The organism is Cryptosporangium sp. NPDC048952, assembly GCF_043197895.1.
Taxonomy (GTDB): Bacteria; Actinomycetota; Actinomycetes; order Mycobacteriales; family Cryptosporangiaceae; genus Cryptosporangium.
In genome coordinates, this window is the sequence record NZ_JBICTY010000003.1 from 1226861 (window position 1) to 1242111 (window position 15251).

The following is a 15251-nucleotide window of genomic DNA, read 5'->3' on the forward strand; positions in this document are numbered from 1 at the left end:
GAGGTCTCCTCGCGGTGGATCAGGCTTCGAACGGGTCGTTGGGTACCGACTCCGTGGTGAAGAAGTAGGGAGCACCCCAGGTGTCGGCCGGGTCTGCGGCGACAGTGGTGGGCGTCGGCCGACTCGTGCGGATGTTCTTTTTGGCCAGCCATCCTTCGGCCGAGTCGAGGTCGGCGACCCGGAACGTGACGGCATAGATCATGTTGCCGTATTTCGCGACGTGACGGCCGAGATCCGACGTGTCGTCCAGTGGCTGGACCAACTTGAGCAGCGAGTCCCCCAGCTGCACGATCTGGAACTTCGCCTGCGTCACGTCGTCGACACCGCTCTGCAGCGGCACCGCCTGCACCCGCTTGACGTACGACTCGGTCGCCGCCTCCACGTCCTTGACGCCGAGCATCACGTGCGCGACCCGGCGGATCGTCAGCGGGTGGTCGGTCTCCCACGTGCGCTGCTTCTCCGACCAGTCGTCCAGCAGTCGCGGGTCACCCGGCATGTCGACCACGCACATCTCGGCCATCAGGCCGAACATGTCGCGCGGGCTCGGGAAGAAGTAGTGGACCCCCGGCTCCATCTTCTCGACCTTGCCGCCGCCCGGCCTGCCGATGTAGATGCCGCGCTCGATCATGTAGTTCGCCAGGCCGGCGGGGTCGTCGACCTTGTAGCCGACCGAGTGCCAGTGCCGCCCGAACTTCGAGTAGAACTTGCCGACCGGCTTCGTGGCGTCGACCGCCAGGTTCGGGGCCATCGTCTCGACGCACAGGTCCGAGACCATCATCAGGCTGGCCCACCGGTCCTCCGGCGGCAGGTAGTTGGGCTCGTCCGCGCCCATGTAGATCTGCGCTCCGAAGACGTCGCGGTAGAAGTCGTTGAGCTTCTTGACGTCGTCGGTCATGTGGATCGTGTGGATCATGATGCCGATGCCGTAGTCACCGGTCTGCTTCGGTACTCGGTGCATGAGGGACTTCCTTGGCTCAGAGGTGCGAGTACCACTCGATGGCGGGCGGGTTGCCGGTCATGTCGATCGTGTCGGTCTGCGTCGTGCCGCCGATCCCGGCGTAGAACGTGGCCGTCGCGGCGTCGACGTCAGCGTCGTCGACCTCGTAGACCGTGAGGTAGCGGGTCGCGCCGTCGGTGCCGTGCTTCCGGTACCGGTTCACGACCTCGATCGATCCGACCGCGGCGCGCAGCTCCGGGATGTGCGTCTCCTCGTACCACCGGTTGAACTCGGCCTCGACGTCCGGGGATGCCGGCGTCGACCAGACGAGCAACAGCGTCTTTGCCATTACTGACCTCCGTCGTACGTGTAGAAACCGCGACCGGTCTTCTGCCCCAGCCAGCCGAGCCGGACGTACTGCTTCAGCAGGGGTGGCGGGAAATACTTCGGATCCTTGTACTCCTCGTACATCGACGCGGCCATGTCGTGGACGATGTCGAGGCCGATCAGGTCGGCGAGGCGGAACGGCCCCATGCGGTGGTTGAAGCCGAGTTGCAGCACCTCGTCGATCGATTCCTTCGGCGCGACGCCCCGCCCGAACGCGCGGATGGCGTCCAGCAGAAAGGGGACGACCAGCAGGTTGCCGACGAAGCCGGGGACGTCGTTGATCACCACGGGCGTCTTGCCGAGGTCACGCGCGAACGCGGTGAACGCGTCGACGTTGGCCGGCAGCGAGATCGGGGTCTTGATGACCTCGACCAGCTTCATCACCGGCACCGGGTTGAAGAAGTGCAGCCCGACGATCGCTTCCGGGCGCTTCGTGGCCCCGGCGAGGATCACCAGCGGGATCGTCGAGGTGTTGGAGCCGATCAGCGTCTCCGGGCCGACGATCGCGTCGATCCGGCTGAGCAGGTCCTTCTTGAGCTCGACGTCCTCGTAGACCGCCTCGACGACGAGGTCGGCTTCGGTGATCGACTCCAGCTCGGTGCCGAAGCGCAGCTTGTCGAGGGCAGCCTTCTTGTCGCCGGCGGTGATGCGGCCGCGGTCGAGCTGCCGGTCGAGCCCGGTGACGATGCGCTGCTGACCGGCCTCCGCGGCAGCCGCGTCCTTCTCGACGACGACCACCTCGTAGCCGCGCTGAGCCGCGACCTGCGCGACGCCCCCGCCCATCGTCCCGCAGCCGATCACGGCTACCCGCTTTATCTGCACGCGAACTCCTCGCAGGCCAGCCTAATTCGAATGTTGTCTATGTATCTATACCGGAGCGGGTGGCGAGCGGACAAGGCTTCGCATCACCCGTGGGAGCCCGATCCGTCCGCTATCGTTAGGTGATTGCAAAACTATCGACGCTTTGATTGCGGGTCGCGCTCATGGACGGAACTCTGTACCTGGACGGAGCCTGGAAGGACGCCGCCGACGGTCGGACGTTCGCGGTGACCGACCCGGCATCCGGCGAGGTCATCGGGCGGGTCGCCGACGCCGACCGGTGCGACGCGGTCTCCGCCGTCGAGGCCGCAGCCACGGCGTTCGAGCCCTGGGCCCGGCGCACCGCTTACGAGCGCTCCGACTTCCTGACCGCCGCGCACCGCCTGATGCTCGAGCGCGCCGACGACCTCGCGTTGCTGATGACCCGCGAGCAGGGCAAGCCGCTGAAGATGGCCCGCAACGAGGTGCGCTACGCGGCCGATTTCCTCTCCTGGTACGCCGAGGAGGCCAAGCGCGTCTACGGGAGCACGATCCCGTCCGCCCGCGCCGACCAGCGATTCACGGTGTTGCGTCAGCCGGTGGGTGTCGTCGCCGCGATCACGCCGTGGAACTACCCGATCTCGATGATCACCCGCAAGGTCGCGCCCGCACTGGCCGCGGGCTGCACGATCGTGCTCAAACCGGCCGAGCAGACGCCGCTCTGCGCGGTCGCGATGTTCCAGATCTTCCACGACGCGGGGTTACCGGCCGGTGCCGTCAACCTGGTGACGACGAGCGACCCGGTGACGACCGGAGAGGTCTTCCTGGAATCGGCGGCCGTGCGGAAACTGACGTTCACCGGGTCCACCGAGGTCGGCAAGCAGCTCGCGGCCCGCGCCGCCGCGACGATGAAGCGTGTGTCGCTGGAACTCGGCGGCCACGCGCCGTTCCTGGTCTTCGACGACGCCGATCCGGTGCGCGCCGCGAAGGGCGCCGCGCTGGTGAAGTTCCTCAACACCGGCCAGGCCTGCATCTGCCCGAACCGCATCTACGTGCAGCGTCCGATCTACGAGCGGTTCGTCGAAGCGCTCTGCGAACGTGTCGCCGCGCTGCGCGCCGGCTCCGGTCTGGATCCCGCCGTCGGGATCGGTCCCCTCATCGATGGCGACGCTCTGAGCAAGATGGAACGACACGTGGACGACGCTCGTGCGCGGGGCGCTCAGGTGCTGACCGGGGGCGAGCGGCTGAGTGGACCCGGTCTCGACGACGGGTACTTCTACGCCCCGACCGTGCTCGCCGACGTCACGCCCGACATGGCGATCTACCGCGAGGAGACGTTCGGACCGATCGCCGCGGTGATGCCGTTCGACGACGAGCGCGCGGTGATCGAGGCGGCGAACGACACGACGTACGGGCTGGCGTCCTACGTCTACACGAACGACATCGGGCGGGCCACGCGCGTGTCCGAGGGGCTGCGCTTCGGGATCGTCGGCATCAACGACATCAACCCGACGGCCGCGGCGGCACCGTTCGGCGGCACGAAGGAGAGCGGCCTCGGCCGCGAGGGCGGCGCGAAGGGCATCGACGAGTACCTCGAGGAGAAGCTCGTCGGCCTGGCGATCTGAACACGGACTTTCTGCGGTTAAGGTGTCAGCCATGCCTACGGACGACGCGGTGCTGATCGACGAGCCCTCGCCGGGTGTCCGGCTGCTCACGCTCAACCGGCCCGACGTGCGCAACGCGATGACCGGCGAGATGACCGCCGCCTGGACCGAAGCGATCGAGGAGGTCGCCGAGGACCGGGAGACCCGAGTCGCTGTCGTCACCGGCGCGGGCAGCTCGTTCTGCTCGGGCGCGGATCTGTCCTGGCTCGACCAGGCCGCCGGCCACGACGTCACGACCGACCGCCTGCGCGACCGGATGCTGCCGTTCTACCGCACGTGGCTGCGACCGCGGTCGCTGCCGTTCCCGGTGATCGCCGCGATCAACGGCCCGGTCGTGGGCGCGGCCGCGTGTCTCGCGCTCTCCTGCGACCTGCGGTACGCGGGGCCGGGCGCGATGTTCAGCACGCCGTTCATCTACCTCGGCACGCACGCCGGGATGGGCGCCACCTGGCTGCTCCAGGAGGCGATCGGCGTCGCCCGGGCGCGGGAAATGCTCTATACCGGCCGCGAGGTGTTCGCGGAGGAGGCGCTCGAGTGGGGGTTGATCGGCGGGGTCGCCGACGACGTCCTGGCGCATTCTTTGAAAATCGCCGAACAAATTGCCGGGGCGGCGCCGATCGCCACCCGGCTCACGAAGGCCGGGCTCGAGCAGGCGGCGCACGGGCTCGAAGCCTCGCTGCAGTGGGAAGCGCTGGCTCAGCCGGTCACGATGACGACCGACGACCTGCACGAGGGCATTCTCGCCAAGCGGAACCGGCGCGCGCCGAACTTCAAGGGTCTGTGACGAGCAGCACTCCGCTCGCTTTGTGCTCCACGGCGTATATTGATAGTTCTATGAATGTCGAGCGCTAGCCGAGGGAGTCTAGCCAGGCTAAGCGAGGAGTAAAGAGTGACTCCACCTTCCGCCGACGCGGTGAGCGCCACCGAGGTCTTCAAGGCCCTGGGCGACCCGATCCGCTGGAGCATCGTGCAGCAGATGGCTGCCACCGACGAGCTCGCGTGCAGCACGCTCGAAGAGACGCTTCCGATCTCGAAGCCCAGTATCTCGTACCACACGAAGATCCTGAGCCAGGCCGGGTTGATCTCGACGCGCAAGCAGGGTCGGAACTTCTTCTACACGCTCCGGCGCGACGTGCTGCGCGGACTGATCGACGACATCTGGGCGCTCGCGCCCGAGCCCCGGGCCGTCGCCGACAGCGGCCAGCTCGAGCACAAGCCGACGCCGATCCGTCGGCGCCGCGCCGCCGCCCCCACCCGCCTGCGCCAGGCCGCCGGCGACGAGGGCCGCGAGTCCGAGGTCACGCTGCTGACCTGGTAGCCGTTTCGTCTGTGAGGGCCCGCGCACACCGTGGGCCCTCACGTCTTCCCGGGCCTACGACGACTTCCTGGGCCTACGACGGGTCCCCGGGCCTACGGCGGCCCGCCGTAGGCCCGGGAACTCGTCGTAAGACCGAGAAGTCGTCGCCGGTCAGTTGAAGTCCACTGTGGCTCTGCCGGGGGCCAGCTTGGCGCCGTCCTGGTTCTCGGTCCAGATGTTCAGCACCACCGAGCCGTCCGGCTCGATCGACTCGACGACGCCTCGCGCGGTCACGGTCTGGCCCTTGAGGTTCGGGTTCCGGAACTGGCACGAGAGCGTGACGATCCGCCCCCGACCGGCCAGCCATTGCCGCACCAGGATGTGCAGGTAGGACCACTGCAGATTGCCCATCCCGAACGCGGACGGATATCCCGCGGCCTTGCCCGCCTCGTCGTCCATGTGGATCGGAACGAACTCGTCGTTCACCGCGGCGTACCGGTTCCACACCTCGAACCCGGTCTCCCGGACGAACGGCGGGAGTTCCTCGCCGATTTCCACCGGTACCGTGCTGGCCTGTTGGGTCATTGCCCGCTCCTCAATACCGGATCAGCGTCATGCGGCTGCGCTTCACGACAGTGCTGTCCTGGTTGGTCCAGGTGTCCTCGGTGACCGTGAACAGCATCAGACCGAGCTTGCCCTCGCGCTCGGAGTACGCGTCGAGCCGGTTTTCGCTGGTGATGACGTCACCGGGGCGGATCGGCGCGCCGTACTCGGTCTCCAGGCCACCGTTGAGCTGGAACTGCAGCCCTGGGCCGGGGATGCCGGCGAGCTGCTCGGTGCGGTCCGCGGCGTTGGTGCCCCCGCTCGTGCGGCCCGTGCTCTCGGCGCCTGCGACGGCCCACGCGAACGGATTGAAGTCCTCCGGGGCGCGGTCGGCGTCCAGGAACTCCCGGGGTGGCTTCTCCGGCCAGTACACGGCAAGTGCCCACTTGCGGATGTCCGACGCGGACACGGGGTAGCTGATCCGACGCGTGAGCAGGTTGCCGAGCGCGCCCCGCATGGCGTCGGACACGTTCGTGGGCATGGAGCCTCCATTGCTTTGACGCTTGCCTAAGTTTCTACTTTTGATCGGCCAGGCTGTCAACGAAGGCTGTGAGGTGCCGCACCGTGCGGCACTCGACGACCTCGTCGCAGTGCGGTGCGTACTCGCCGATCACGGAGTCGCCGCTGTTCCAGGCGGCGCGGGGCTCGGGGTTGAGCCAGTAGAGCTGGGCCGCCCTCGCCTGGATCTTCTGGAGTGTTTCGGTGCGCGGGGCATGGTAGTTGGAGCGGGCGTCGCCGAGGACGAGCACCGTCGTGCGGCTGGTGATCGCGCTGTTCGAGGCCTTCCAGAACTCCTCGAAGGCGTGGCCGTAGTCGGAGTGGCCGTCGAGCCAGACACCGAGGCCCTCGGTGTTGATGCGGTGAGTCGCGGCGGCGAGGTCTGGTTCTGCTGCGAGCAGGTCGGTGACCTCGTCGACGCCGTCGACGAAGACGAAGGTGCGTACCGAGGCGAAGGCGCCGCGGAGGGCGGAGGTGAGGTAGAGGGTGAACGTCGCGAAGGTCGAGACCGAGCCGGAGATGTCGGCGAGCACGACCAGGCGCGGTTTGGGCGGGCGCGGGGGGCGGTAGTGCACGGTGGCGGGCACGCCGCCCGTGGAGAGTGCCGCACGGACGGTGCGGCGTACGTCCGGGCGCGTGGCCCTGCGGTGGCGCCTCCCTTGCGCGAGCCGGGCCGCCAGCACGCGGGCGAGCGGGTCCACGGTTTCCCGCAGCGAGGCGATCTCCTTGGCCGACGCGTTCAGGAACGCCACATCCTCCGGCAACGGAGTCCGCAACGTCTTGGCCACCGCCGCGGCCCCCCGATCCCGGACCAACCGAGTCCGGATCTCCGCCTCGAGTTCCACCCGAAACCCCTGCACCGCCGCTTCGGCACGCTCGACCGCAAGCCGCGCGGCGAGGGAGTCGGTTCCCGGCGCCGGGGGAAAAGGGGGCGCTGCGGGTTTTGCGGTGGCGGCTAGTAGGGCGGTGGTGAGGGAGTCGGGGTCGAGGGCTTGGAGGGTGCGGTAGAGGTAGTAGGTGCCGGCTACCGGGCGGCCCGGTTGGACGTCGGCGTGGCGGTCCACGAGGACCACGGCGATGGCACGCCGCAACGCGACATCGCCCGCCCTCAGAGCGTCGATCAGGAGGGCTTTGAGTTCTTGGTCGGTGAGCTCAGCCAACCCCGTACCGGAACCCGCGCGGACCGGGCGGAAGAAGAGGTCGAAGACCGTGTCGAAGGCGTGCTCGTGCGCGGACGTCTTCACCAACGCGGCGCGCAACGCGACCTGTACGTCGGCCCGCCGACCCAGATCGGTGAACTCCAGCGCGCGCAGAGCGTCGACCTGCTCGCTCACCGAGATCGGCAACCCGACCGCCCGCAACTCCGCGACCAGGCTCTCCACCGCAGAAAGCATCAGGCCTCCACAAAGGCCAAAACAGCCTCCAGACAACGCACGTCCGACGTCAACCCGAAGTGATCGACCCCCGGCACCATCCGCAACGACGCGTTACCGAACGCCGCCACGAGATCGTCCGCGGGGCCGTTGAAATCACGGTCACCGAGAACGACCAGGACAGCGGCCTGCACCTTCGCGAGGTCATCCGCCGAAACCGGCGGCTTCGGGATCTCCAGGTACCGCCGAACATCGTCCACGTCGTTCCCGGCCGACCGAGCCGCGCGCCGGAACACGCGCGCGACACTCACGTCCTCCCCACTGGCCAACGCGGCCGCAAGCTCCGCGATGCCGCGCACGTTGGGCCGCAACACCCCGTCGCCCACCCCCATCAGCACGAGCCGCCGGAACCGCGCGGGTTCCCGTGCCGCCACCGCCGCCAACAGCTGCGCGCCCGCCGAGAACGCAACAGCGTCCACCGGCTCCCGGTCACCGAGAAACCGCAGGACGTCGTCGACGATCGCGTCACCGTCCGGCAGGTCGGGCGCCATGCCGGGCCCGTGTCCCGGCAGGTGGTAGCCGACGACCTCCCGCCCGGACGCCTCCAACAGATCGATCCACCCGGCCCGCCGGTAGTTGTGCTCGATCGTCGACCCGGCACCGTGCACCAGCAAAACAGTCATGCCGACACTCCGGAGAAGCGCTCAGTGGCCAGGGCGATGTCGCTCTGGTTCTTCAATAGCACGTGCAAGTAATCCCGCACTCCCGCATCGGTGACGCTCTCCTGCGACAGCAGAACGAGCGCGTGGGCCCAGTCCAGCGTCTCGGACACCGACGGGCGCTTCTTCAGATCCATCGCCCGCAGCGACCGCACGACGTCCGCGACCTGGGCGGCGAGCCGCTCCGAGATGCCGGGCACGCGGGCCAGCACGATGTCCTTCTCGCGTTCGGCATCCGGATAGTCCAGGTGCAGGAACAGGCACCGCCGCTTCAGCGCCTCGGAGAGCTCACGGCTCGCGTTCGACGTGAGGAAGACCTGCGGCGTGCGGGTCGCTGTGATCGTGCCGAGTTCGGGCACCGACACCTGGTAGTCCGAGAGCACCTCGAGCAGCAGCGCTTCGGTCTCGACTTCGAGCCGGTCGACCTCGTCGACGAGCAGCACGACCGGGTCCTCGGCGCGGATCGCGGCGAGCAGCGGCCGCGCGAGCAGGAACTCCTCGGCGAACAGGTCGTTCGTGCCGGAGCCGGCCTGGATGTGCAGGAGTTGCTTGCGGAAGTCCCACTCGTACAGCGCGCGGGCTTCGTCGAGGCCTTCGTAACACTGCAGGCGGATGAGCCGGGAGCCGGTCGCGAGGGCCACGGACTTCGCGAGTTCGGTCTTGCCGGTGCCGGCGGGGCCTTCGACCAGCACCGGCTTCCCCATCCGGGCGGCGAGGTGGACGGTGCCGGCGATGCGGTCGTCGGGAAGGTAGTCGACCGCACGTAACCGGTCGGCGACGTCCTGGGCAGAGTTGAATGCCACGAGGCTCCTTGACGGGTCGGCCATCCCTGCATAATTTCAGAACTGTCAAAGTATATCGCCGGAGGAGCTTCATGGATTTTGACCTCACCCCGGACCAGAAACTCTTCCGGGCGACGACCAAAAAGTTCCTCGACACCGAGGTGCCGCTATCCACCGTGCGGGAGTGGGCGTCCGAAGGCTTCCGGCGCGACTGGTGGACGCGGGGTGCCGAACTCGGCTGGACCGCGCTGCTGGTTCCCGAGGACCAGGGCGGGGGCAGCGTCTCCGACGCGGGGCTGCTCGACCTGTTGATCGTCGCCGAAGAGATGGGGCGGATGGTGTCGCCGGGGCCGTTGGGGCCGGTGAATACGGTGATCGCGGCGCTGGTGGAGGCCGGGGGACATGCGGAAACTCTCGAGGCTCTCGTCTCCGGCGAGACCGTGGCGACGTGGGCCGTGCACGAGCCAGTGAGCGGGTTCAACCCTTCCGCACCGGGTGTGACCGCTGTCGAGACCGCCGACGGGTGGACGCTCAACGGCGTCAAGAACCCGGTGGAAACCGCGGACCAGGCGGACCTGTTCCTGGTCACCGCCGACGCCGGACAGTTCCTGGTGCCGGCCGCGGACGTGCGGGTGGAGCCGGTGAAGTCGCTGGACCTGGTCCGGCGGTTCGGCACGGTTCATCTGGACGACGTGCACGTGCCGGCGTCGGCGCTGGTGTCCGCGTCGGTCGAGCGGCAGTGCCTGATCGCATCGCTGCTGCAGAGCGCGGAGACCGCCGGTGCCGTCGACCGCGTCTTCGAGTTCACCGTCGCGTGGGCGTTCGACCGCTACTCGTTCGGCCGGCCGCTGGCGTCCTACCAGGCGCTCAAGCACCGCTTCGCGGACATGAAGACGTGGCTCGAAGCGATCCACGGCATCGTGTCGGCGGCCGGCCGCGCGGTGCAGGACCGTGCGCCGAACGCCGCCGAGCTCGTGGCCGCCGCCGGGTCGTACGTCGGTACGAAGTCCGTCGAGATCATTCAGGACTGCGTCCAGATCCACGGCGGCATCGGCGTCACCTGGGAACACGACCTGCACCTCTACCTACGGCGCGCAACCGTCAACCGGGCGCTCTACGGGACACCGGAAGAGCACCGGCGGACGCTCGCTCGCCTCGTTATCGGACAGCAGGGCGTCATCGCGAAGGGGAAGGCGGCATGAGCATTTCGGTCGAGGAGTTCCGGGTCAGCGCGAAGGCCTGGCTCGCCGACAACATGCCGCGGATCGAGGACCGCGATCCGACGCTGGACGACCCGGAAAACGACACGGCGTCCTGGAACCGCACCCGCGAGCTGCAGAAGATGCTGTGGAACGGGGGCTTCGCCGGAATCGCGTTCCCCAGCGAGTACGGGGGGCTCGGCCTCACGCCGGAGCACCAGCGCGCGTTCAACGCCGAAAGCCGGCCCTACGAACTGCCGTTCCGGATCAACATCCCGACGCTCTCGATCTGCGCGGCGACGATCCTCGACATGGGCAGCGAGCAGCAGAAGCGTGACCGCATCGGCGGGGCGTTGCGCGGCGACGAGCTCATGGTGCAGTTCCTGTCGGAGCCGCGTGGTGGGTCGGACCTGGCCGGGGTCACGACGCGTGCCGAGCGTGACGGTGACGTGTGGATCCTGAACGGGGCGAAGATTTGGAGCTCCGGGGCATATGCCGCGGACTACGGGCTCTGCCTGGTCCGCACCGACTGGTCGGTGCCCAAGCACGCCGGACTCACGATGTTCCTGGTACCCGTGCACGCGGACGGCGTCACGATCCGGCGCATCCGCCAGGTGAACGGCTCCACGGAGTTCTGCGAGGAGTTCTTCGACGACGTGATGCTGCCCGCCGACGCGGTCGTCGGTGAGGTGAACGGCGGCTGGGCGGTGGCGTCGCGGCAGCTGTATTGGGAGCGCACGTCGATGGGGGGCGGGTCGCCGTACGTCAGCGGGGTCGGGCGGGGTGTGGCGCCGGCTGCGTCGCGTCCGCTGACCGACCTGGCCCGGTCTGTCGGCCGGCTCGACGACGTGAAGGTTCGGGAACTGATCGGGGAGTCGCGGGCCAATCACCTGGTGCAGGCGGCGCTGATCACCAGGGTGGGGGCCGGGCTCGCGGGTGGGCATCTGCCGGGGCCGTCGGCGTCGATGACCCGGCTGTTCCATGCCGAGACCGATTGGCGTGACTCGGACATCCGGCTCGAGATCGCCGGGAGTGCTGCGGTGACGGGTCCCACTGGTGAGGTGGGGGAGCTGTTCTTGAACCGGCAGGCCGGGAGTCTCGGTGGTGGCTCCACCGAGATGGCGCGGAACGTGATCTCCGAGCGGGTGCTGGGGATGCCGCGGGAACCCGCTGCCGACCGGGACGTCCCGTTCAAGGACGTGAAGCAGGGCCGCGCCTAACTGCCCACGCGAAAAGGGCCACCCGGGTGGGTGGTCCTTTGCGCTGCGGCCGAGCCGGCGGGCGGCTCGGCCGTCGCGGCGGCCTAGGGGGCCGGGGGAGTTGCGGGGATGAGTTCTCGGCGGAGGATTTTGCCGGTGGGGGTCCGGGGGAGTTCGGCCACGAACGTCACCACGTCGGGCGTCTTCGACGAGCGCAGCACGCTCCGCACGTACGCGCGCACACCGTCCTCGCTCAGGTCCGCACCGGGCCGGGGAATCACGAACGCGCCGATCCGCTGCCCCCACTCCTCGTCCGGAATCCCGACCACGACCGCCTCGGCCACCCCCGGCAACTGCTGGATGACGTCCTCGATCTCCGCCGGCGCGATGTTCTCGCCACCGCGGATGATCGTGTCGTCGGCGCGCCCTTTCACGAACAGGTAGCCGTCGGCGTCCAGGTAACCCTCGTCGCGGGTCGGGAACCAGCCGTTCGCGTCCACGCGACTGCCCCCCTGCCGGTACTCCCCGGCGACCTGCGGTCCCCGCACGAAAATCGCCCCGATCTGCTGCACGGGCGCAGGCACGTCGTTCGCATCCCGAATCTCGATCTCGACGCTCGGCAAGGGCCGTCCGACCGAACCGAGGCGGGCCCGGACTGCCGGATCGTCACTCGCCGCGGCCGCCCGGTGATCGTCGGGGCCGAGCACCGCGATCGACGAGGACGTCTCGGTGAGCCCGTAGGCGTTGACGAACCCGACCCCCGGCAACAACGCCAGCGCCCGCTGCAGAATCGAGGGCGCGAGCGGAGCCCCGCCGTACGAGAGCGAACGGAGCGTCGTAGGACTCTCGGTACCCGCTTCGAGCGCGTCCACGATCCGGGACAGCATCGTCGGCACGACCATCGCGTGCGTCACGCGCTGCTCGGCGACCGTGCCCAGCCACCCCTCCGGCGTGAACTTGTCCAGGTAGACGATCCGCCGACCGGTGTACAGGTTGGACAGCAGGTTCGCGACCGCGGCGATGTGGTACGGCGGCACGCTGACGACGACAGCGTCGGTGTCCGCGGCCCCGCTGAACTCGACGGTGTCGAGAACGTACGACGCGAGGTGCTTGTGGCGCAGCACCGCGCTCTTCGGGGCCGCGGTGGTGCCGCTGGTGAGGAGCAGCACGGCTTCGGCGTCCGGGTCGGGCTCGGGCGGGAGGGTGACCTCGGGGGCACCGCCCGCGGTGAGGGCGAGCCAGTCGTCGACAGTGATCGCCTCGGGCGCGATCGACGGGTCCTCGCTGATCACGTACGGGCTGTCCTGCGCCTTGATGACATCGACCAGCTGTTCACGTGAGAGCCGGTAGTTGAGCGGGAGGAACGGCACACCGGCCGTGGACGCGGCGAACAGCGCGATCGGGAAGCCGACGCCGTTCTCGCCGAGGTAGACCACGGTGCGGGCGTGCGCGTCGAGCACGTGGGCCGCGCCGACCCGCGCGCGCTGCTGCAGGTCGAAGCCGGTGAGCCCGTTCTGGAGGGTACCGAGGAGGACCCGATCGCCGTGCCCGGCGACGGTCATGTCGAGCAGGGTGAGGAGGTTCATCGTGCTCCTGCCGTCTTCGTTAGAGAGATGTCAACGCATTGGTCGTCACTCGGCGGGTGTCTTGGCCGGCCGCCACGTCGTGGCCAGCAGGAACGCGGTGCCGCCGAGGCCGACGAGCAGGGCGATCAGGAACCCGGCCAGGCCGGTGATCTCGATGTCGAGGGCGTGGTCGAGGGAGATCCTGCCCGGCCCGATAGCGCCGAGCGCCACGCAGATGACGGCGATCATCAGGACGTACTCGTAGCCGTCGCGGAAGACGAAGAAGCCGTTCGGCCGGTGGGCGACGATCGCGGCCACGGCCATGACTCCGACGGTGGCCGCGCAGGCCAGCGGCGTCAAGAGGCCGACGACGAGCCCGAGTCCGGCGGCGATTTCGGTGACGACGCTGGCCCAGGCGTGGAAGACGCCGGGGCGTAAGCCGAGGCTCTCGAACCAGCCGGCGGTGCCGGGGATCTTGCCGCCGCCGAACCAGTGGTTCCAGCCGTGCATCAGCAGGGTGGCGCCGAGGCTCAGGCGGATCAGCAGCAGACCGACATCTACCCAGTCCATGGGCACCCTCTAATCCATCTAAATGTTGACGACTATCTAATCATATGGCTGACTAGGGGTGTGGGTGGAGCACGAGTGTTGCGGGCCGTCCCTGCCGGAAGGTTAGGTGGCGAGGCGGCGGACGTCTGGCGGACGCCGGAGGTCGAGCGGCTGATTCGCGCGCTGAACGTGTGGCGCGTGGGTGCCGGGGACTTTCTGGCCATGGCGGCCGACGCCGAGTGGCCGGTGTTTCCCGGTGCGCAGGTGGTGGCCGGGTTGGTGGTCGCCGCGGAGCGGGCTGTTCCGGGGTGCCGGGTTTCGGTGGTGTCGTGGTCGCCCGGGGCTGTGGCGTCGGCGCGCCGGTCGCTGCGGATTCGCGTCGAGATCGTGCACGAGGGGGCGGCGGGTGACGTGACCGCCCGCCTCACCGTCGACCAGCGCGGCTCACCCCGCGGCCCGCGCCGCACCCACGGCCACGCCGTGGTTCTCCTCATCCCCGACGCCCCGGCCGCCGACGACGAGGCGAGCGGCGGCGAAGCCGCTGGGGGCGCGCCGAGCGGCGGTAGTGGTGCGGCGGGCCGCGGCGGCGCCGCCGACGACGCGACGAGCGGCGATGCTGCCGCTGGGAACGCGCCGGGCGCTGATGGCGCGCCGGGCGGCCGCGGGGGCGCGGTGGGCCGCGCTCGCGCCGCTGATGGCACGGCCGGGAGCGGGCTGGTGCCGGCGGGGGTGCTCGAGGCGATCGGAGGGCTTGATCCGACTGCTCAGCGGGCGTTGCTCGCGTATGTGGGGGTCGCGGCGGCGGTGCCCGGTGGGGTTCCGGCGACCGTGGTGGCGTCGACAATTGCCTTCAGCGGGCCGGTAGGGACGGGCCTGACGCTCAACCGGCTCGGCGGGGTGTCCACCGAGTCGCACGCGCACGCGATGGCCGAGTTCCGGACCGGGTCCGGAGCGCCCGTCGTGCAGATCTCGCAGGCGGTTCTGCTGGGCTAGCGGGTTCCCGCAGGCCTTCCGGTAGGCTTTACCGGTCCGGTGTGTCGAGCGGGAGGTCCACCATGCCGAAGTCGGCGCGTACGCGGCGGGCCCGTGGCTCGATCAATCCCGGCGACATCATCGCCGGGGCGTTCGAGTTCTACCGCGAGACGCCGATCGAGCAGTGGAGCATTCCGCAGTTGGCCACCCATCTCGACGTGGGGGTCACCAGCATCTACTGGTACTTCCGCACGAAGCGGGAACTGGTCGCGGCGATGACCGAGGCCGCGCTCACGTCGTTCTACGAGCGGATGCCGCCGCTGCGGGGGGACGATTGGGAGGAGTTGCTGCGCAACTTCTTCCTGGATTTCCACGGCCTGCTGGCCAGTGACGACCTCGCGTGCGACCTGATCGTGCGTCAGATCGGCGTGCCCGGGGCGGACCTGTCGGCGCAGTCGTGGCCACGCGCCCAAGAGCTGTTCGCCGCGCTCGAGAAGGCCGGATTGCCGGCCCCGCTCGTGCAACACGCGTTCTTCACGCTTTCCGTCTTCACCCAGGGCTACCTGCTGGTCGAACGGAAGGGCCACGACCCGTCGAGCGAGCTCGAGTTCGGCATCACGAACATCGTCCGCGGCCTCCGCCCCCTGTTGGAGCCGGCCGCCGGTCGCGGCGTGGCCTGACCTCCCGGCAATCCGCGCGCTGGGGACCC

At 69.1% G+C, this 15251-nt stretch carries 17 protein-coding genes; 7 read left to right on the forward strand and 10 right to left on the reverse strand.

The features are described from left to right. Positions 1 to 19: 19 nt before the first annotated feature. From ACGFY5_RS21795 to ACGFY5_RS21805, 3 genes are read right to left on the reverse strand one after another with little or no spacing between them, the layout of a single operon-like run. The gene (locus ACGFY5_RS21795) at positions 20 to 958 is read right to left on the reverse strand and encodes a VOC family protein (protein ID WP_392722261.1); all 939 of its coding nucleotides are present in this window, start codon (positions 956 to 958) and stop codon (positions 20 to 22) included. 16 nt (positions 959 to 974) lie between these two features. Continuing rightward, positions 975 to 1286 carry a hypothetical protein gene (locus ACGFY5_RS21800; protein WP_392722262.1) on the reverse strand — a complete coding sequence of 104 codons (312 nt, stop codon included), beginning with the start codon at positions 1284 to 1286 and terminating at the stop codon, positions 975 to 977. Beyond that, complete coding sequence (locus tag ACGFY5_RS21805) at positions 1286 to 2146, reverse strand: 3-hydroxyacyl-CoA dehydrogenase family protein (protein ID WP_392722264.1); 861 nt, start codon at positions 2144 to 2146, stop codon at positions 1286 to 1288. The genes ACGFY5_RS21800 and ACGFY5_RS21805 overlap by 1 nt, the downstream gene beginning before the upstream one ends. Before the next feature lie 161 nt (positions 2147 to 2307). Here ACGFY5_RS21805 and ACGFY5_RS21810 point away from each other — a divergent pair, with 161 nt between their 5' ends. The 3 genes from ACGFY5_RS21810 (at position 2308) to ACGFY5_RS21820 (ending at position 5104) form a co-directional block, all read left to right on the forward strand. Further along, positions 2308 to 3747 (forward strand): NAD-dependent succinate-semialdehyde dehydrogenase, encoded by a 1440-nt coding sequence (locus tag ACGFY5_RS21810; RefSeq protein WP_392722265.1) that lies wholly within the window; start codon positions 2308 to 2310, stop codon positions 3745 to 3747. A 31-nt stretch (positions 3748 to 3778) separates the two neighbouring features. Then, positions 3779 to 4570 (forward strand): enoyl-CoA hydratase/isomerase family protein, encoded by a 792-nt coding sequence (locus tag ACGFY5_RS21815; protein ID WP_392722266.1) that lies wholly within the window; start codon positions 3779 to 3781, stop codon positions 4568 to 4570. Positions 4571 to 4675: 105 nt separating this feature from the next. After that, on the forward strand, positions 4676 to 5104 hold the full coding sequence (locus tag ACGFY5_RS21820; protein WP_392722268.1) for an ArsR/SmtB family transcription factor: 429 nt from the start codon (positions 4676 to 4678) through the stop codon (positions 5102 to 5104). 150 nt (positions 5105 to 5254) lie between these two features. Here the strand turns inward: ACGFY5_RS21820 and ACGFY5_RS21825 are convergent, their stop codons facing one another. From ACGFY5_RS21825 to ACGFY5_RS21845, 5 genes are read right to left on the reverse strand one after another with little or no spacing between them, the layout of a single operon-like run. Continuing rightward, positions 5255 to 5668: a MaoC/PaaZ C-terminal domain-containing protein gene (locus ACGFY5_RS21825; RefSeq protein WP_392722269.1), complete on the reverse strand. Its 414-nt coding sequence runs from the start codon at positions 5666 to 5668 to the stop codon at positions 5255 to 5257. Positions 5669 to 5678: 10 nt separating this feature from the next. Continuing rightward, on the reverse strand, positions 5679 to 6167 hold the full coding sequence (locus tag ACGFY5_RS21830; protein ID WP_392722270.1) for a MaoC family dehydratase N-terminal domain-containing protein: 489 nt from the start codon (positions 6165 to 6167) through the stop codon (positions 5679 to 5681). A gap of 34 nt (positions 6168 to 6201) precedes the next feature. Continuing rightward, on the reverse strand, positions 6202 to 7578 hold the full coding sequence (locus ACGFY5_RS21835) for a VWA domain-containing protein (RefSeq protein WP_392722272.1): 1377 nt from the start codon (positions 7576 to 7578) through the stop codon (positions 6202 to 6204). Next, a complete protein-coding gene (locus ACGFY5_RS21840; protein WP_392722273.1) occupies positions 7578 to 8240 on the reverse strand; it encodes an alpha/beta fold hydrolase in 663 nt (220 codons plus the stop codon). The genes ACGFY5_RS21835 and ACGFY5_RS21840 overlap by 1 nt, the downstream gene beginning before the upstream one ends. After that, positions 8237 to 9103 carry an AAA family ATPase gene (locus tag ACGFY5_RS21845; RefSeq protein WP_392722275.1) on the reverse strand — a complete coding sequence of 289 codons (867 nt, stop codon included), beginning with the start codon at positions 9101 to 9103 and terminating at the stop codon, positions 8237 to 8239. The genes ACGFY5_RS21840 and ACGFY5_RS21845 overlap by 4 nt, the downstream gene beginning before the upstream one ends. A 47-nt stretch (positions 9104 to 9150) precedes the next feature. Between ACGFY5_RS21845 and ACGFY5_RS21850 the strand changes: the two genes are divergently transcribed. Then, positions 9151 to 10260 carry an acyl-CoA dehydrogenase family protein gene (locus tag ACGFY5_RS21850; protein ID WP_392722277.1) on the forward strand — a complete coding sequence of 370 codons (1110 nt, stop codon included), beginning with the start codon at positions 9151 to 9153 and terminating at the stop codon, positions 10258 to 10260. Then, positions 10257 to 11477, forward strand: a complete 1221-nt coding sequence (locus tag ACGFY5_RS21855; protein WP_392722279.1) for an acyl-CoA dehydrogenase family protein — start codon at positions 10257 to 10259, stop codon at positions 11475 to 11477. Before ACGFY5_RS21850 ends, ACGFY5_RS21855 begins: the two co-directional genes overlap by 4 nt. A gap of 83 nt (positions 11478 to 11560) precedes the next feature. Here the strand turns inward: ACGFY5_RS21855 and ACGFY5_RS21860 are convergent, their stop codons facing one another. After that, on the reverse strand, positions 11561 to 13042 hold the full coding sequence (locus ACGFY5_RS21860) for an AMP-binding protein (protein WP_392722281.1): 1482 nt from the start codon (positions 13040 to 13042) through the stop codon (positions 11561 to 11563). 45 nt (positions 13043 to 13087) lie between these two features. Then, a complete protein-coding gene (locus tag ACGFY5_RS21865; RefSeq protein ID WP_392722283.1) occupies positions 13088 to 13591 on the reverse strand; it encodes a DoxX family protein in 504 nt (167 codons plus the stop codon). A gap of 75 nt (positions 13592 to 13666) precedes the next feature. Between ACGFY5_RS21865 and ACGFY5_RS21870 the strand changes: the two genes are divergently transcribed. Both ACGFY5_RS21870 and ACGFY5_RS21875 read left to right on the forward strand, forming a co-directional pair. Beyond that, a complete protein-coding gene (locus ACGFY5_RS21870; RefSeq protein WP_392722284.1) occupies positions 13667 to 14563 on the forward strand; it encodes a hypothetical protein in 897 nt (298 codons plus the stop codon). Between the two features lie 62 nt (positions 14564 to 14625). Further along, complete coding sequence (locus ACGFY5_RS21875) at positions 14626 to 15222, forward strand: TetR/AcrR family transcriptional regulator (RefSeq protein ID WP_392722286.1); 597 nt, start codon at positions 14626 to 14628, stop codon at positions 15220 to 15222. Positions 15223 to 15251 lie beyond the last annotated feature (29 nt).

Excerpts from the sequence above, each read along its gene's own strand:
- ACGFY5_RS21795 (WP_392722261.1), bottom strand. The coding sequence starts at position 958 with ATGCACCGAGTACCGAAGCAGACCGGTGACTACGGCATCGGCATCATG.
- ACGFY5_RS21800 (WP_392722262.1), bottom strand. The coding sequence starts at position 1,286 with ATGGCAAAGACGCTGTTGCTCGTCTGGTCGACGCCGGCATCCCCGGAC.
- ACGFY5_RS21810 (WP_392722265.1), top strand. The coding sequence starts at position 2,308 with ATGGACGGAACTCTGTACCTGGACGGAGCCTGGAAGGACGCCGCCGAC.
- ACGFY5_RS21815 (WP_392722266.1), top strand. The coding sequence starts at position 3,779 with ATGCCTACGGACGACGCGGTGCTGATCGACGAGCCCTCGCCGGGTGTC.
- ACGFY5_RS21825 (WP_392722269.1), bottom strand. The coding sequence starts at position 5,668 with ATGACCCAACAGGCCAGCACGGTACCGGTGGAAATCGGCGAGGAACTC.
- ACGFY5_RS21830 (WP_392722270.1), bottom strand. The coding sequence starts at position 6,167 with ATGCCCACGAACGTGTCCGACGCCATGCGGGGCGCGCTCGGCAACCTG.
- ACGFY5_RS21835 (WP_392722272.1), bottom strand. The coding sequence starts at position 7,578 with ATGCTTTCTGCGGTGGAGAGCCTGGTCGCGGAGTTGCGGGCGGTCGGG.
- ACGFY5_RS21840 (WP_392722273.1), bottom strand. The coding sequence starts at position 8,240 with ATGACTGTTTTGCTGGTGCACGGTGCCGGGTCGACGATCGAGCACAAC.
- ACGFY5_RS21845 (WP_392722275.1), bottom strand. The coding sequence starts at position 9,103 with ATGGCCGACCCGTCAAGGAGCCTCGTGGCATTCAACTCTGCCCAGGAC.
- ACGFY5_RS21850 (WP_392722277.1), top strand. The coding sequence starts at position 9,151 with ATGGATTTTGACCTCACCCCGGACCAGAAACTCTTCCGGGCGACGACC.
- ACGFY5_RS21855 (WP_392722279.1), top strand. The coding sequence starts at position 10,257 with ATGAGCATTTCGGTCGAGGAGTTCCGGGTCAGCGCGAAGGCCTGGCTC.
- ACGFY5_RS21860 (WP_392722281.1), bottom strand. The coding sequence starts at position 13,042 with ATGAACCTCCTCACCCTGCTCGACATGACCGTCGCCGGGCACGGCGAT.
- ACGFY5_RS21865 (WP_392722283.1), bottom strand. The coding sequence starts at position 13,591 with ATGGACTGGGTAGATGTCGGTCTGCTGCTGATCCGCCTGAGCCTCGGC.
- ACGFY5_RS21875 (WP_392722286.1), top strand. The coding sequence starts at position 14,626 with ATGCCGAAGTCGGCGCGTACGCGGCGGGCCCGTGGCTCGATCAATCCC.